The 14,172-nt window shown below is 50.5% G+C and carries 13 protein-coding genes; 3 read left to right on the plus strand and 10 right to left on the minus strand.

All coding sequences use genetic code 11. From position 1 onward, the window contains the following. Positions 1-45: 45 nt before the first annotated feature. The 8 genes from KP80_RS19565 to KP80_RS19600 all read right to left on the minus strand — a co-directional run bounded on the left by KP80_RS19565 (position 46) and on the right by KP80_RS19600 (position 9,257). Positions 46-963 carry a M14 family metallopeptidase gene (locus tag KP80_RS19565; RefSeq protein WP_052285314.1) on the minus strand — a complete coding sequence of 306 codons (918 nt, stop codon included), beginning with the start codon at positions 961-963 and terminating at the stop codon, positions 46-48. Between the two features lie 135 nt (positions 964-1,098). After that, on the minus strand, positions 1,099-1,794 hold the full coding sequence (locus KP80_RS19570) for a GNAT family N-acetyltransferase (protein ID WP_052285315.1): 696 nt from the start codon (positions 1,792-1,794) through the stop codon (positions 1,099-1,101). Between the two features lie 124 nt (positions 1,795-1,918). Next, on the minus strand, positions 1,919-2,635 hold the full coding sequence (locus KP80_RS19575; RefSeq protein WP_052285316.1) for a fimbrial assembly chaperone: 717 nt from the start codon (positions 2,633-2,635) through the stop codon (positions 1,919-1,921). Beyond that, positions 2,601-3,911 (minus strand): fimbrial usher protein StbD, encoded by a 1,311-nt coding sequence (gene stbD / locus KP80_RS19580; protein ID WP_419772966.1) that lies wholly within the window; start codon positions 3,909-3,911, stop codon positions 2,601-2,603. Before stbD ends, KP80_RS19575 begins: the two co-directional genes overlap by 35 nt. A gap of 22 nt (positions 3,912-3,933) precedes the next feature. Next, the gene (locus KP80_RS19585; protein ID WP_052285318.1) at positions 3,934-6,489 is read right to left on the minus strand and encodes a fimbrial outer membrane usher protein; all 2,556 of its coding nucleotides are present in this window, start codon (positions 6,487-6,489) and stop codon (positions 3,934-3,936) included. Then, positions 6,473-7,237, minus strand: coding sequence for a fimbria/pilus periplasmic chaperone (locus KP80_RS19590; protein ID WP_052285319.1), 765 nt, complete (start codon positions 7,235-7,237; stop codon positions 6,473-6,475). Before KP80_RS19590 ends, KP80_RS19585 begins: the two co-directional genes overlap by 17 nt. Positions 7,238-7,296: 59 nt before the next feature. Beyond that, the gene (locus KP80_RS19595; protein WP_052285320.1) at positions 7,297-7,833 is read right to left on the minus strand and encodes a fimbrial protein; all 537 of its coding nucleotides are present in this window, start codon (positions 7,831-7,833) and stop codon (positions 7,297-7,299) included. 596 nt (positions 7,834-8,429) lie between these two features. Then, positions 8,430-9,257, minus strand: coding sequence for a winged helix-turn-helix domain-containing protein (locus KP80_RS19600; RefSeq protein ID WP_052285321.1), 828 nt, complete (start codon positions 9,255-9,257; stop codon positions 8,430-8,432). A gap of 764 nt (positions 9,258-10,021) precedes the next feature. Here KP80_RS19600 and KP80_RS19605 point away from each other — a divergent pair. After that, positions 10,022-10,759 (plus strand): EAL domain-containing protein, encoded by a 738-nt coding sequence (locus KP80_RS19605; protein ID WP_052285322.1) that lies wholly within the window; start codon positions 10,022-10,024, stop codon positions 10,757-10,759. Positions 10,760-10,820: 61 nt separating this feature from the next. Here the strand turns inward: KP80_RS19605 and KP80_RS19610 are convergent, their stop codons facing one another. Beyond that, positions 10,821-12,269 carry a glycosyltransferase family 39 protein gene (locus KP80_RS19610; RefSeq protein ID WP_052285323.1) on the minus strand — a complete coding sequence of 483 codons (1,449 nt, stop codon included), beginning with the start codon at positions 12,267-12,269 and terminating at the stop codon, positions 10,821-10,823. Positions 12,270-12,428: 159 nt separating this feature from the next. Next, positions 12,429-12,647 carry a DUF7661 family protein gene (locus KP80_RS19615; protein ID WP_052285324.1) on the minus strand — a complete coding sequence of 73 codons (219 nt, stop codon included), beginning with the start codon at positions 12,645-12,647 and terminating at the stop codon, positions 12,429-12,431. A gap of 315 nt (positions 12,648-12,962) precedes the next feature. Here KP80_RS19615 and KP80_RS19620 point away from each other — a divergent pair, with 315 nt between their 5' ends. Next, entirely contained in the window at positions 12,963-13,715 is a 753-nt protein-coding gene (locus KP80_RS19620) for an AzlC family ABC transporter permease (RefSeq protein ID WP_052285325.1), read from the plus strand. Then, positions 13,705-14,025 (plus strand): AzlD domain-containing protein, encoded by a 321-nt coding sequence (locus KP80_RS19625; RefSeq protein ID WP_052285326.1) that lies wholly within the window; start codon positions 13,705-13,707, stop codon positions 14,023-14,025. The genes KP80_RS19620 and KP80_RS19625 overlap by 11 nt, the downstream gene beginning before the upstream one ends. Positions 14,026-14,172: the final 147 nt, after the last annotated feature.

Raw genomic sequence — 14,172 nt, forward strand, 5'->3', positions numbered from 1 at the left:
GCTGAGTAAAACGATTGAGGGCCCCCCTCCCGCTCTACAGCAAATTCAATTCGCTAACGCAAACTCAATCGCTGTACGGACGGTTACCACCTGCGCCTCGATACACTCTTCTGCCGAGGTTTCTGCGCTATCAGGATAGACTTCGGTGGTGGTTGTGAACGGTGCGCCGGTCATCGTTGAGCACAGATGGTAGGCGTGATTGTCGTATTCAATTACCCCGGGGCTGACAACCGGGAAACCGAGCATTTTGCCATGAGGGTCAGCAGGTGCAATGTGCGTGACCGTTGACACCGCCGCGATGATTGCGCTCTGGAAGTCGAGGCGGGAATTATGAATATCGCTCACCAGATAGAAACCGTCGGGGATGCTGTCTGGCACATACTGCCCTCCATCTCTGGCGGCCAGCGCAGGGCTGAATTCACTTTCATCGGTATCCGTCGTTTCATGCAGGTCGACATGCACCAAAAAACGTCCTTGCCACGGCTCAATGAAGGCCATCAATGAACGAGACTCTTGTGCTTTACCTTCAGCGAAGAATTGCCTGTTGGTGTCGATAGCCTCGAAGTTCCAGCGGGCGATATGTTCATAGGCCCACGGGCTGACGCATGGCACAACCAGCAGATTTAACCGCCCCGTGTAATCGTTTTTATACTCGGCTAAAAAACGCAACGCGCCCAGCACGCCGCTCGTTTCATAGCCGTGAACACCGCCGGTGACGAGGGCGATCGGTAGATTGTCATCCCAGTTCTGAGATTTTACCGCCATCAATGGGTAAACATCATCGCTATAGTGCAGTTCACCGTACTGAACGATGTCATAATCGTGATTAAGCTGATGGATAGCATCGAGCACATCGTTTTGATAACGTCTGAAGCGCGTCTGGCTCTGCTGCCACTGCTGTTTTTCGCGTTCAGTCCAGGGTATCCCCGGCGTGCCGATGGGATAATGTTGTTGTGTAGTCATGTTTTACTCAGCGTATATGATTGCGGATCCCACCCAGATAGATGGAGATTCTCTGGCGAATGGCTTATGTTTTAACAGCCAATCCGATTACCGACAAGGCTGATGATTCGCCAATGCTCACTCACGATTCATTATTCACCGAAACGCGGCTAATCGCTGACGCTGCCGCCCGTACTCATCGAAATTATCCGGCGCTAACCAGCGCTGTAGCACGGCATCGCGCGCTGGCCATTCATCGCTAATGATCGACAAAATGTCGCTGTCGCGCGTGCGTCCTTTTCTGACCATTTTATTGCGTAAACGCCCTTCCCAGCTAAAACCCAAACGCTCGGCGGCACGACGTGAAGCAAGATTCATGGAATCACATTTCCACTCCAGACGGCGGTAGTGATGAGCAAAACCATTCTTCAGCAATAGCCAGATAGCTTCCGTTCCCAGCGGCGTATCCTTCATTTTTCGCGACCAGGTGACGTGACCAATTTCGACACACCCCATTTTCTGGTCGATAGCCATATAACTGACAATCCCAACCGCACGCTCCGTCTGCAAATCAATAACCGCGTAGGGCACTAAGGCATCGTCCAGTACCTTACCGGTCACCCAATGCGTGGTGGCGGCGAGACTCTCTGGTCGCGAACTGGCAAGCCAAGTCCAGTCGCTGTCATCACCATGCGAATAAACATCAAATAAGGCGCTGGCATGACGTCCCGAATCCAGCGGTTCCAGCCGACAGAAGTGGCCGTTGAGCGCTTCTCGCGTGAGGGGAATCGCCCCCCGCCAATCCGGAACGAGATCGTTAACCTGCTGACCAAATTCATTGATTTCTGGCACCAGTATTTCTCCTGTGAATACGCAGTCATGGTGGGATAAAGATAAGTCCGCGTATTAACTAAACATAAAGGTGCTGATAAAGGCAATCACTCCGCAAAACAGATGACGCTCGCACGCAGGCTAATTACAAGCGCTGTTGATACTCGCGGAAATTGCCATCATCGGTAATAACCCGATAGTGGATAATGCTGCCTGAAGGCACCGGCGCCACCAGCGGTACCATCAGTCCGTCTCTCGGGGAAACCATAAGGTTATTGATGGGTGGCTGCCCCGGCAACGTAACGGCGAGGCTCATATGCCACGCCGTCGGGTTGATAATATTAAGTCCGCCGTTTGTTAGACTAAATCGCAACGCCTTCTCATCCTGAGGCTGCGGCGCCTGCAAATCATGCGGACGAACAAAGACTTTTAAGCGCAGGCGCAGCGGCAGCGTGATTTTTTCCTGTCGCGACGAATCATCGCTGAGCATTGGTGCCATTTGGAAAACATTCAGCCAGAACACACTTTCTCTGTCATCCGGCAAATCGCTGTGGGTAGTTAGCACCAGACGTAATGCGCGTATTTCGCCGGGCAACATTTTAAATAACGGCGGCAATACCACGACCGGGGTGACGACCTGGTCGGGCGTCACTCGCGGATCGCCGTTATCCGTCCACACCTGTAGCAACATCGGCGTGCGGCTATCGTTGGACAAGTTCAGCGTCTGCTCTTGTTCATCCGCGGCAAAGATAACCCGCATACGGTCGACATTAACTGCTGCAAGGCCCGGCGTTGTCACGAATAAGAGCAAACCACCGACGATATAATTATTGAAAACTGACCACCACTTGCAGCTGTGCATTCACCGTTCCCGCCGTAACCGTTTGACCCGTTATCGCCTCAAGCGACGCCGTAAAATCGCCTCGGTAGCTATTTGTCGTCCCCGAGCTTGCCAGCGAGGTGAGATCTTTAAAGGCATACCAGCCGCGCAAATTCCCGGTTCCCGAACTCCCTCTATCCGGCAACAGGTTTATCGTACTGCCATTGCCGTTGTATATGCGGATCCCGACGCCTGATGCCACGCCGGGGCTGCCATAGCGAGTATCGAGGAGCCAGGTCAGCCCCCCGCCGCTGGTCACCAGACCAAGCTGTTGCGCGCTGCTGACGGCCGTTGGCTGGTTAACCAAAAAGCCCATGGCGACGTTGGCTGAGGAGGTGGTAGAGGCTTTGGTGGATGACACCGCCCCAGACTCACATTCAATACTGACTGAAAAAGGCGCCTGACTGCTCATGCCCGCTTTAAGCTCGCTGCGACTGACGGCAGGCAGAAAGACCATCGAGGGGTAATCCTGCACCTGACATAACGCACCACGCACATAGGTGACCTTGCCATAAGTGCTCCATGCGCCAGGCCAATTATGATGCCAGCCATAATAATAACTGGCGCTATCCATACCGGCCTTCAGGCTATTGGTATCCAGTCCGGGACCTTTAAATGCCATATATCCCCGCGGTTGGGTGTAGGCATCTTTATACATATTACTGGCCGACACATAATAGACAGTGGCGCTAATTTTATACATTTCATACAGCACGTTACTAAATGCACTGGCCGGAATATAAATATACTGGCCATCGTCAAACCAGCTTTCGGCAGTTAATTTACGTTCTTTCCAATAGCGGCTGTAATACTCACCGGTACTCAAGTTAGTCATACGCACCGCCACGTTTTTCGCCACGTCATAATAGGCGCCGTCAACCTCAGAGACGGTATACATGCCGGTATAGGCGTTATCGCCGTTGGTGGCATACATTTCATACAAACTGCCGGCATCAGCAGACTGGCAGCGGAACAAAATCTGGTTACTGGAGTAAGCGACGTTTGTCGCACCAGTCAGAAAATTGCCGACAGAGCTTGCCAGTAAGGTTCCTGCGGGCTGGAAATTATTGCCGCTATTAATACTGATCACCGCCGGTAGTCCGATATTACCATTACAAGTATCACAGGCCCCTGCCCAACTTGCTGCCGTATATCCGGCCTGAATAGCGGCAGCAGATAACGATGAAGATGACGTCACCTTGATACAGGTCGCCTGCAGCGGCAGGATGCACAACAACGTACCCATCGCGATGAGTATTTTTACTAACATCGTCACCGTATTACTCCCTATCGCAAGTCTGATTCAGATGAATCAAATCGGTATCGTTTTTGCCGGTAATTTGATAGCGAACGACACAATTCTGCCGCGCGCCGTCGCCCCACAACACGCGTAATACCCCAGATGCATGGGGGACTCGGGCATAGATTTGCCCACCCTGTCCCACCATACCGATGAGCGTGCCTTCGGCAGTGCGGACCTCCGCCCCCATTGGCGGGGCTAGACCTTGAGCGGAGGACAGGTTAATCAGCACCGCAGTCCCTTTCAGGGTCTGGAAATTCACCCGCGCAATGGCTCCCGCGTAGGGCACGACGCGCTGGCTGCCCCCTATCAATTCCGCGTCGCGACTCATCCGGCGGGTTTCCAGGCTGACGTTGTTGTTTCGATACGGCGATAAAGCAGGCAAAATCGCGTAGCCGAAACTGTCAATCACCGCCCCCTGGCCGTTTTGCACAACCGCCCCCTGTGCCCCTTCGGCATGAATGAGGGCAAACGTCTCGCTCGTCCACGGCCCAAGAGTGACGCCACCCGGATGAATCACCACGGTGCCTGACGCCCCCAATCCGGTCTGGCGATAGTTGTCTCCCTGGTCATAGCTGGCCCTTAAGGCCCCGATGCGGGTATTTTTCTGCACGTTACCGCCCCACGCGGTTGCATTACCGCCCTGGCGATACTGCTCATATCCGCCGTAGGCCGACCAGGTCAGATCGCGATCCTCTCCCGCTGACCCCGTAAAGGAGACCGTTGACGAACGGCTCTGCTTCGACTGGTTGTAGTTATAGGCCAGGCTCGACATGCTGTTGCCCCAATCCAACGGCAGCGAAAAGTTTAGCGACACCGTGGTTTCGGTATATTTTTGCTGACGGCTGTCCGAAGGCTGATCGTGCACATTGTTATAGAACCGGCCGTAATCCCAGGTGGTACGCTGGCGCGCGATATTGATGCCATAGCTAATACGTCGCCACTGGTTGCTGTAGCCGGCCTGTATTTGGTTGATGCGCGATCGGTTATTGTAATAATCCGCCGTACTGGCATTAAGACTCAGCATCCCCCAATCACCCATAGTCTGGCTAACAGCGGCCGAGAGCCGGTTACGCTGTTGCAGGGTGTCGGAATAATAGCTAATGCCATTTTTCGCTTCCCGTCGTACGCCGAGCACATCCTGTAAATCGCGAAATCCTTCGGTTGAGTAGCGGTAGGCCGCCAGCACCAGGTTAGTTCCCGACGAAAAGGTTTTGCTGTAGCTGGTCTCCGCACGCCACCCCTGCTCCCGCTGATCATTCAATACCCGCGCCCTGGACCACGTGGCATTGATACCCACCGCACCAAGCCATGTCGCCCACACGCCACCGGCCAACCATGCCTGATAGTCTTTCGCCTGCCGGGTTCCCAAATTGAGGGTTAACTGGTTGCTGACCCCTTGCTGAATAACACCCTCAATGAAATCGTTATCCACGCTGTAGTAATCACGTACTTTTCCCGCCGCCACCGCGTAATGCCAATTTCCGGGACGAACCGAATCGGGCACCGAGGAATACGGCACCGTGAACGTCGATATTTTGCCATTGGCCTCAATCACATCCACGTCAATGTCGCCCTGATTGCGGGTGTTATAGAGATCGTCAATCACAAAAGGCCCCGGTGCGACCTGGGTTTCATAGATCACTTTTCCGAGCTGCTTCACGACCACCCGGGCAGAACTTGACGCCACGCCGCGAATTTCTGGCGCATAGCCGCGCTTACCTTGCGGCCGCATCCGTTCATCGGTGGCGAGTTTGATGCCATTAAAAGACAGGCTGCCGAACAGACTGCTATCCGTGTAGCTGTCGCCGAGCGACATCATGCCGTTAAGCGGTTCAATTGGCCGCTGAACCCAGGTGCGAACCGCGTTATAGTGATAAGCGCGATTACCCATATTGCTATCGACGTAACGCAGGTTGCCCTGGTGACGCAGCTGCCACAGGCCAACATTGAGCCCGCTGTTAATACCGCTCCATAAATACTGGTAGCGATAATGGCTCTCGGTATTTTCCGTAGTGGTATAGCTGGTGTTATGGCGTAAAAAAAGCGCCAGCATCCCCTCATCCCATTCCGATGGCGGAATGTAGCCACGTGTCGTACGCAGCAATTCCGTCGACGGTATGGATAACTGAAGGCGTAATGTCGATTGATCAAATTGCCAGCTGCCAGCGGTTGTCCATGCTTGTAATGGTCGGCACTCTCCCTCTGCAACGGGCTTATCTCCGGCCAATGACTTCAACTGCGCTGCCGTCATCACTTCCCGAGAGAGGCACGGCTCCGCGTTACCACTCTGTGCTGAGGGGCGAAACTCCACATCACTGCCACTCACCACCAGCGCATTATTGACATAGACATCAACACGATAGCGGCCAGGCATGACATGACCACTGCCAAACTGCGCTAAATTGACGTCATAAGGCGTCCCCTGGAACAGTGAAGGGTCGAATTGATAGTCTTTCCCTTGGGCGATTCCCGTCCAGCCGATAGCCATCAGTGAACTCAGCAGGCTTATCCTAAATTCAGGGTAACGTGACATCATAATGTTCACTTATTCGGCTCCCCTGATCGTTGACTACCGTGAGCGACACCGTGCCACCGCTGTTAGGCCTGTTTTTGATCGCGGAAAACCAGAAAGTACGCTGTGAAAATGGGCTAACCATATCCGCATGCAGCGCCCTTTTTTGGCCACCGAGCGTGAGCGCAATGTCCGTCACGGATGCAAACCACGGCTGCGGGTTAGCAATCTCAACCCCAAGCCCCTGTCTGCTATTCCAAACCAGCTTAACCTGCAGTTTTTTTAATTGTTCTACGGGCGCAGATATCGCCGCTGGGCGATAAAAAAGTTTTACCCGTGTACGCAACATCACGAGCATTTTGTTTTTCTTTTCGGTGCCTTCCAGATTCGAAGGGGGAATCTGCAAAATATTGAACCAATAAACGGATTCGCGATCCTGAGGCAGTTTTTTATTGCCTGTTGCTGCAATTCTCACCACCTGGCCATTTTTCGCTTGAATACGGAAAACGGGTGGCGTAGCGACAAAAGGAATCGCGCTGGCCTGATTTGGCCCGGCGTCGACATCACCGTCATCAAACCAGGTCTGAATAACGTACGGAAAGTCGTCATTATTTTTAAGCTGAACATCAACGGAACTGGCCGTTGATGGATAAATAACACGGCTGCCCAGCATAGTGACGCTGGCATAAGCGGAAGGGATAAGCATTAATCCGATAATAAACCCGATAACATACCGTACATGGCGAGCATATAAAGCAGCAGACTTCATCGATACCACCTTTACCGAATTAAGGGCATGGCGATTATTTTCTCGCCATGCCATGCCAATTACTGATAAGACACTGCGTATTGCAAAGTCGCTTCTACCGTACCGGCGGTTGCTAATCCGGTGGCATAATATTGAGCGGTATAAGTCGCCGAAGCCTCTGATGCGCCGGCTGCCAGTTTTAAATCACCATTTCCGGTGTAGCCATCGGTCAAATTAATAACCGCATCTTTGGTATCCAGAAGCTGGATTTCAACGTTGCCAGCGGTGCCGGTATTTCCCAGATTGCCATTGGTGGTGACCTGGTTACCCACAAATACGGTTGAAATACTGGTTTCAGTAGATGGGTTACCGGTGCAGCCTGCTACGCCAATATCAAAAGTAATATCCCCAGCGGTATCCCCGCTTTTCGCCAGGTCTTTAGTACTCACGGTGGGTAATAAAATGACCGGCGTCGCGCCATTGCCATTGACGGCTACTGAACACGTTTCATCCGTGACTTCGCCCTGAAAAGTAATGGTGTTATCTGAAATAGCCATTGCACTGCTTGATGCCATCATGACGCTGACAAACATGGCGATGGTGTATTTGTTATTCATGGTTCTGTTTCCTGTAATTTATAAGACACGCTGTTTGTATTCATGGTCAGGCCACCGTTTCATCGCTATCAGAAACACCCTAAGGTTGCCGCTACCACTGATACAAATCATATACATCTCGCCAAACCACACAACAATTAACCATCAAAAGTTAGTTCTATAGTTTTTTATTCTAGTTATTTCACTCCTATAATATTTTTTAAGCTATTTATTTCGATAAAAAACCGTTGCTTTTGTAATGTCTTTCTCCGGTGGGCGCTATTTAAGCACCTTAAATTTCCCGCACACTCAGCCAATCTCGTGATTAATGAAACCCTGCGTTATTGCGCACCTTATTATCCAAAAATCGTATCAATCATCGGCCATAAAATAGCCAGCCACCGTCGACATCAGAATCAATTGTTAAATAAAGGGTTACGTTTTTTTTGGTCATGCAGCCATGACCTGCTGGATTGATTATCTTTAATGCTGTGGTTAGTAACGGATTAAACGCGCAATGTCATTAATGTGTGGCCTGGGATGAGCATGCAAAAAAACCACGTCAACATCGTTGACGCGGTTTTTTAGGGTGACTGTTTTTAGTACAGAAATAAATATTACGGTGCCGAGGCAGGTTCGGTAATACTCCAGCACACTTCCGATTTACTGTCGCGCAGGGTACCACAACGCATAAAATATAGGCGTGATAAATCACGACTCCACGTCCGTAACGTACGGCTTTTAATCACCAGAACATACTCATCGCTGGTACATTGTGGTTTCAGTCTTTGGGCATAGCTGAGCACGCCTGATTTTAGCGCCGTACTATTATCATCTTGCAGTAAAGTTTCAGACATCAATAACTTGCAGGTTCCCGCTTGACCAATAAAAACTTCCCGCCGCTCTAACGGTTTGGTCGCAAACCAAATACCAATGGCAGCGCCCAGCGCAATAATGGCAATAAGCAATATCAATAGTGAGATATTAGAGCGTATCAGCAAGCTCGACTTCCCCTCTTTCAACGTACGCTCAGGCCGGTAACTCTCCGATGGGTACTCAAGATCAGGATCAATGCTGGCATCAGCCTCATGCGGGACTAGCATAATATCCGCGCCGCGCTCGAGTTCAATCTGCGGATGGAGCATAAAACCTATTTTGGGGATGGTGACAATAGCTTCATCATCAAGCCCAAAATTTTTAATTAGCCGTCGAAGTTTACTCACACACTGATTTAAGTTGTTGTTGCTGGAAATCATACCGAAGTCGTCCCAGACCTTTTTAAAGATAACCTCTCGCTTAACCGCCTCTCCTTGATGTTGTATGAGTAGTAATAAAAGTCTCTTGGTCGGATTGGATATCTGTACCCTTTCATCCAAGGTATCAATCAACCCAAGCATTCCTGTATCTGAATCAAAAACAATCTGTCCATTAATCGTAAATATCATATCTAAAGGCTCTTTTCCACGGCATCAAAAGCATCGTTCACTTACCTAACCAATTGAGGCCAATCATAGAAACCGAGTGCAGATCAATTTTAAGAAAAATCTTAGTGTGAATAATATTTTCTAAGACTTAAGTTTGAAACATTAAATTTATAATTTATAAGTTGTAATATTTTTATACCACAAAAATGATAAATGACGGCACAATTTACCAAAAACAGGTAAAAAATGACATTTCCGTGTTAAGGAGTTAATGAAAGGATTAATGAGTTATCCGATATTTATCGTAGGCGGTCTGGATTATGACTGATGAGATATATTGAGCATGGTCAATATATCCTCACGGCATCCCCAAAAAAGGTAAAAAATGGGGTGGTAATGACAAAAAGGCAAATAAAGGCGGACTGACAATCCTTTATCTTTTCTGACAGGCGCTGATAATAAAATACAAACGATGATTATTTAGGCATAATGGAATAATATATGTAGCAATAATGTTGCATTATCATTGCGGGATAGTAATAATAACATCCCGTATTTCTGATAGACCACTATTCTCAATCATTAATGAATCAACCAGATTACATCGCAAAGATACGTTGATAACACTATATCCCACTCAGTTACCATCAATAAAAACATTAAAATCAGCAAATAACAAGAATAAAAAACTATTTTTCTGACACCGATCGGTACATGTGGTTGGAAATGCATCCCATCACATACCATGATGGAAAATGTCTTGAGACTGGGTAAGCAAAATGCGGATGGAAAAAATTCGATTACAGCCAATCGTTGCGCTGACTAATCCTCGCCCTACTGACTATTACGAAGTGCTGGCCGATCCTCATGCCAACATCCCGTTGGATCTCTTTTTTGCACAGCATGACGCGTCGGTTCTGCTCACGTTGCGTGAGTGGCAATTGCAGTCACTGTCGCAAATAAATCTGCCTGGTAAGTGGTTTATCAACTTAACCGTAGACGTGCTCATCCGCGAAGAGCATATCCGTACCCTTTGCCATTCATCCTTTCGCCAGGTGATTGAACTACAGGATCCGCACAATCTCGTTAAGCTAGCCCCCCCGCAATACACACAGCTGGCCAAAAATCTGGATGCGCTGCGCCAGGCCGGATTTGAAATCTGGCTGGATGACTATCACGCCCACGACTTCAGCGCGGTAACAGCCTTAGGCTGGCAGTTCGACGGCATCAAAATAGACCGAGCCTACTTTCATCAGTATCGCCACAATCCGCATGCGCTTGCCGAACAAATAGCGCAAGTGTCGCGCTATGGTGAACAGACAATTATTGAAGGTATTGAAACAGAGGACGATCTTCGTCTGGCGCGGCAGGTCAATGCGCATTACGGCCAAGGGTTTTACTGGCAAGAGCAGTCAATCATTCGGCCAGATCCGTTTATTTTCCCCTCTCACCGTACGTGGGGCGAGCATCTCCAGGCCGCCAATAGCCCTCTGGTACTCAGGCAGCAGCCAGCCGTTCGCTGACCACCTCCACACCGGGTCACACCTTATATCCGCTTGATGGCTTATCAGCTATGGGGGTTATCTAGCGGGAGGTGGTCGAAGCTGGCCTGATGAAACCAAGGCAAAGACGCTGGCTTTCCTGCTGGCTATCTTCCCGATAAAGCGTCTGGCTAATGGCATCCAGTGACAGCTGAGGCCATTTCGCCATGACGCTGGCAAACGATGCTGCAGTACATTCTTTATCTGGTAAGCCTATTAACAACGCCCCAGAATGCTCGATGTCGGTCAGGCTGATATCCGCGTTATAGATATTTGGCTTCGTGCCGTTATCCCACGGGGTAATCACTCTGGGTTTTGACGGCGCATAGAAAGTTAACCACTCAGCTAAACGCCTCCCCCCCACCAGACGCAGCGGCGTTCCATAGCGCTCTTGCCATAGCCGTTCCATCTGCTGGCTAAATGGAATGACCCCGCTCATCTTCCGCCCCGCGTTATCAACATTCAGGGTCATCACCGTGACATAACCCAACAGAACCAGCAGCGCCGTTCCCATCAGAGTACGCATCGCTCGTTTCACCGGCTGCGCTTCGGGCGTGGTCACGCAGGCAACGACAAGCGCGGGGGCAAGAATAAAAAATGGCTGCAGCCACTCGGTCAGACGCCCGCCGTAATGAAACAGAAACCACAGCACAATCGGCGCCAAAGGTAATACGGCAACCAGGATAACAACCCGTTTGTCGGTATCATCAGGCCACCGCAGCGTAATTTTGCTGCGGCGTAATATCCAGACCATAAACAGCAGCGGGTAATAGATGCACAGCAGCTTGATGACAATCTCAGGATTAAACTGGCGCTTAATCTGTGAATCCACCCAGCTAAAAGCCGCAAAATCATGCTGCCAAAGCCAGAGTAAATTGGGTGCAATAATGGCAATTCCCGCCACCAGCGCAAGGTAGAAAACCGGTTGACGGTAGCAGGTACGTATTTTTGGCACCACCAATGTGGCGATAAATATCGCACCAACAAAAGCCAGCGTCGTGTATTTCGCCATTGTGCCCAGCCCGGCCGCTATGGCAAATGCTAACCACCACGCAGGATGATGGGCAATTGCCCGATAGAAGAACAGGAGCATCCATGGCCAGAGCATGACCAGCAGGTAGTTATCGTTATAGCTAATAATGTCGACGTTAATCAGGCCGGACAGATTCAGCGTGAAGAGCGCAAGCCAGGCCAGGCGCTCGCTGCCGCTCAGCTGCTTCGCCAGAGACCAACAGCCAATCATGCCGATGGCTATGGCGACAAAATGGGTGACATACCAATAAGCGCCCAGTGGCGTAGAGGAAAACCACAGCGCTGGCCGCCAGACCATGCCTACCAGCCACGGATTTTTGGGTGACCCCCATTGCGCGTTTTGCGCCCAGTTGAGCGCTTCAATGGCGTCATAAGGAACAGCAGGATCCAGAAAGAGAGTAGCCACACTCCATAACACGGCGTAAAGGCCGACCCATCCTGATAAAAACACGCGGCTCATCTGTTTCCCTTCACAAAAAATAGTGATTAGCGATGATTTCATTCTAGAGGACCAACGCTAATTTTTAGGTAAACAAGACATCACTCCCGGGCATTTCGCTGTCTGCGCGCAAAACGAGCGCAGGGTTGACCAGCCATCGAGCATTCTTCTTTGGCCTGTTTATCGAATCCGCTTAACCTCCGGATGACTTGCCGTGGCGGCCTCATGGTAAATATCATCCAGCCATCCGGGAATCTCGGCCTCGGTGATGAAATCAGGGATCACCACACCATCAAGACTAGAATGCTTGCCTTCGGTCAAGTCCACGCGATAGACCCGCCAGCGCTCATTATCACGCTGAACACCGATGTGGCGGCCGAAAACATCGTAAATCATCATAAGAGCTCCCCCTTGTCGCAGCTTCACGTTGTGATGATGATAATTTATTATCTTCTCGTTAATAAAAATACAGTAAATAGAATCAACACACTCAATATAAAGCAGCTAAAAACACTATAAATTCAGTTAATATTAATTAAACATGCTATTTCTCTGCATTCAAAAAAGGGGGAGTCAGATAAACTGCAAGCATGAACTGTCTTCATATTTCACTCAATAACAACACCATGAAATTCCCTCACTTATCCTGTTTTTTCTATTCCAGCGCCGACAAGCAAAAGTTATGATTAAGTAAATAAATAACAGGAAAAACTGATGTTAACAGACACCACGGCCTCACCGCGCAGTGAAGCCAAATCGGAGTTTCGCGCCGGAGTCATTGCCTGCCTGCCCACCATTCCCGGCTACTGGAGTATTGGATTTGCTGCCGGTGCGATTGGTACCCTCGCCGGTTTTACTACCCTACAAACTGCCCTACTGGCGACCTTACTCTACGCGGGTTCTGCGCAGTTTTTGTTCTATTCACTGTGGGCTGCGGGCGCAGAAGCCCTTTCCGTGGTGCTGAGCGTGCTGCTGGTGAATCTGCGTTATCTGCTGATGAGCTCGGCGATGAGCGTCTATTTTCGTGAGCAAACCACGCTACAAAAAATCATCAGCGGCCTGCTGCTGACCGATGAAACCTTCGGCGTGGCGGTGCAGCACGGCAGCCCGCAAAGCAAAGTCTCTTTCGCCTGGATGTTTGGCTTAAACGTTGCCGCATGGCTGAACTGGATTATCGCCTGCGTGATTGGCGCAGGCCTCGCGTCAGCCCTGCCGCCAGCACTAATGGAAGGCTTAAGCTTTAGCCTGGTGTCGATGTTTATCGGGCTGGTACTCATGCTGTGGTTTGCCAGTCGCCGTAAGCTTCTGGAGTCATTCAGTATTGCCGCCGCCGTCATCATTACTCTGCTGATGTCCGGACACGCGGATACCAGCGTGATTGTCATCGTTGCTGCTTCCGTCGCGGCAACGCTAGCCACGTTGGGATTGCGTTATTTCTTAAATAAGGAGCCTAAGCATGGAGCGTAATATCCTGTTCGCGATTCTGGCTTCAGCGGCAGTCACCGCATTAATGCGCGTGGTGCCGGTGCTTCTATTGTCACGATTTCGTATGCCGCCCGCTCTTCAACAGTGGCTGAGTTTTATCCCCGCCGCCATTATGGCTGCGATTATTACCGCCGAACTGCTGGGTAAACCCGCGCTGAATAGCAGCGGTATCAGCATTTCATTGCTGGCCGCCGCCGTGGCCACGCTGGTGGGGATCTTGAGCCGTAGCCTGTTTGCCACCGTGATCGCCGGGATGGTGGCGTTTACTGGATTAAGTTATCTGCTTGTCTGAGGAGGGAGGGATTGGGCACCCTGTCGCTGTTGTCTGTTGAGCGTTACTGCATTGAGCTTCCCAGCCGATTGCGCTCCTTGTTCATCTCATGCCCTAGATACGACAAAATTGCCGGGAGCAATTTTGAACAACGCTGGCGTTGGCCCG

It is taken from the genome of Kluyvera genomosp. 1, assembly GCF_001266615.1.
Taxonomy (GTDB): Bacteria; Pseudomonadota; Gammaproteobacteria; order Enterobacterales; family Enterobacteriaceae; genus Kluyvera; species Kluyvera cryocrescens_A.

What these genes read in the sequence shown, in the direction of transcription:
- KP80_RS19590 (WP_052285319.1), bottom strand. Translation starts at nt 7,237, where the DNA reads ATGAAGTCTGCTGCTTTATATGCTCGCCATGTACGGTATGTTATCGGG.
- KP80_RS19600 (WP_052285321.1), bottom strand. Translation starts at nt 9,257, where the DNA reads ATGATATTTACGATTAATGGACAGATTGTTTTTGATTCAGATACAGGA.
- KP80_RS19605 (WP_052285322.1), top strand. Translation starts at nt 10,022, where the DNA reads ATGGAAAAAATTCGATTACAGCCAATCGTTGCGCTGACTAATCCTCGC.
- KP80_RS19615 (WP_052285324.1), bottom strand. Translation starts at nt 12,647, where the DNA reads ATGATGATTTACGATGTTTTCGGCCGCCACATCGGTGTTCAGCGTGAT.
- KP80_RS19565 (WP_052285314.1), bottom strand. Translation starts at nt 963, where the DNA reads ATGACTACACAACAACATTATCCCATCGGCACGCCGGGGATACCCTGG.
- KP80_RS19625 (WP_052285326.1), top strand. Translation starts at nt 13,705, where the DNA reads ATGGAGCGTAATATCCTGTTCGCGATTCTGGCTTCAGCGGCAGTCACC.
- KP80_RS19585 (WP_052285318.1), bottom strand. Translation starts at nt 6,489, where the DNA reads ATGTCACGTTACCCTGAATTTAGGATAAGCCTGCTGAGTTCACTGATG.
- KP80_RS19595 (WP_052285320.1), bottom strand. Translation starts at nt 7,833, where the DNA reads ATGAATAACAAATACACCATCGCCATGTTTGTCAGCGTCATGATGGCA.
- KP80_RS19610 (WP_052285323.1), bottom strand. Translation starts at nt 12,269, where the DNA reads ATGAGCCGCGTGTTTTTATCAGGATGGGTCGGCCTTTACGCCGTGTTA.
- KP80_RS19620 (WP_052285325.1), top strand. Translation starts at nt 12,963, where the DNA reads ATGTTAACAGACACCACGGCCTCACCGCGCAGTGAAGCCAAATCGGAG.
- KP80_RS19575 (WP_052285316.1), bottom strand. Translation starts at nt 2,635, where the DNA reads ATGCACAGCTGCAAGTGGTGGTCAGTTTTCAATAATTATATCGTCGGT.